The sequence below is a fragment of the Paracraurococcus lichenis genome (assembly GCF_030657435.1).
GTDB lineage: Bacteria > Pseudomonadota > Alphaproteobacteria > Acetobacterales > Acetobacteraceae > Paracraurococcus > Paracraurococcus lichenis.
This window is the reverse complement of sequence record NZ_JAUTWS010000284.1, coordinates 1-1524: the sequence shown is the minus strand read 5'-3', so window position 1 is coordinate 1524 and position 1524 is coordinate 1. Positions and strand designations below refer to the sequence as shown.

Below are 1524 nucleotides of genomic sequence, written 5' to 3'. Positions count from 1 at the left end.
GATGAGGACGACGAAGAGGACGCATAACCACGCGCTCACAGCCTGTACTGTCGCCCCTTGCGCCGTCGCTAAAACCGCGCTGATGACCACGCGTTCGCCCGTCCGAACAGGTCAGCCCGTCATCGGCTGCGCTGGTCAACCCACCCAACCCCTCAAAGCAGTCCTTTGAGCCGTAGCAAACCAAGCGCGGCTACCGTCGTCGCATCCATGATCTCACCATCGCGGATCATCCGCTCGACCTCCGCAACAGCGAAGGTACGTGCCACGAGATCCTGCTCCTCCAACTCCCGGCTTGCTTGGCCGTGGCTCAGACTGCTGGCCAGGAAGACGTGGTACCCCTGGGTCGAGTAGCCATAGCCCTGAAACAGGCGCCCCGCGTATGACATCTCTCCTGCAATCAGGCCGGTCTCCTCCTGCAGTTCTCCCCGAGCAACCTCAAGCGGGTCCACCTCCGGGGCTGCTTCCCAGGAGCCTTGCGGAAACTCCCAATGGCGAGCGCGCACGGGGTAACGGAACTGCTGAACGAGATGCAGGCGACCGTCACCCTCTACGGGGACGATGACGACGAAATCCGGCTTCTCGACCACGCCATAGATGCCTTCCGAGCCGTCACGTCTACGGATGACGTCCTCGCGGACCCGCATCCATCGGTTCTCATAGGCAACACGGCTTCCGATGGTCTCAATATCGGCATTCTCGTCCGTCACGGTATCCGTCCCCTCGCGCCAAACGCCTGTCACTCTGCGTCACGTTGAAGGAGGGGACCATCCAGTCCCGGCCCGCCGCACGGCGGGGCCCACGCACCGCGAACCGGGCCCCTTCCGGCTCCCCCAGAGCAGGCTACCCACCTTCCCGCTGGCGCTCAAACCGCAATGGATGATCCCGACATGACCGAACCCGCCGAGATCCGGCTAGACCTCACTGACGTCCTGGCCGAAATCGTTCTCCGCGCGATGGCGCGCGAATTCGAGATGGAGGAGGATGACGAAGAGACAGCGCGGGTAATGGTCAACGCGGAGACGCGACGGACAGCGAAGCGCCCGCAAGGGTGAACAGGGAGAGGAGCCAATCTACTGGCCACCGCATGCTACGAATATGTATCGTTCTGCCCGGAGGAGACAACCGGTGCCGGACTTCATCGCCAACGACTTCAGCGCTATCGCACGCGCCATGCGACGCGAGGCCCCGCTAGCAACCAGAGTCGTACTGCACTTTCGGTATCGACTAACCTCCCTGACGAGCGAATACGAGAGCGTCGACGCTGCGGTTGCAGAAGCCTTCGAGCTCTGGACGGATCTTACGACCGATCCAGAATACATCACCGCAGCCGACGGCACCGTGCTGATGGGGCGGGACGCCTTGATCGAGGCTATGACGCACTACGCTGAGAGGCGGCCGATCTAGCCGGCCATAGAGGAGGGGGCCTTCTGACCCCGGCCTGTACCCACGGTTGGTGACAGCGGGCAGGCCCCTCCCGGCTCCCCAATGAAGTCTAACCAGCTTCCCGCTGCCGCTCAAAACCGC

Annotated in this window: 3 protein-coding genes; 2 read left to right on the top strand and 1 reads right to left on the bottom strand. The window is 63.1% G+C overall.

Going from position 1 to position 1524, the window contains the following annotated elements:
* Positions 1-152: 152 nt before the first annotated feature.
* Positions 153-707 (bottom strand): NUDIX domain-containing protein, encoded by a 555-nt coding sequence (locus Q7A36_RS39720; RefSeq protein WP_370655807.1) that lies wholly within the window; start codon positions 705-707, stop codon positions 153-155.
* Positions 708-887: 180 nt separating this feature from the next.
* On the opposite strand from Q7A36_RS39720, the gene Q7A36_RS39715 reads away from it, so the two are divergent.
* Positions 888-1052: a hypothetical protein gene (locus Q7A36_RS39715; RefSeq protein WP_305109307.1), complete on the top strand. Its 165-nt coding sequence runs from the start codon at positions 888-890 to the stop codon at positions 1050-1052.
* A gap of 73 nt (positions 1053-1125) precedes the next feature.
* Positions 1126-1404, top strand: coding sequence for a hypothetical protein (locus tag Q7A36_RS39710; RefSeq protein WP_305109306.1), 279 nt, complete (start codon positions 1126-1128; stop codon positions 1402-1404).
* The last annotated feature ends 120 nt before the right edge of the window (positions 1405-1524 follow it).

Excerpts from the sequence above, each read along its gene's own strand:
- Q7A36_RS39715 (WP_305109307.1), top strand. The coding sequence starts at position 888 with ATGACCGAACCCGCCGAGATCCGGCTAGACCTCACTGACGTCCTGGCC.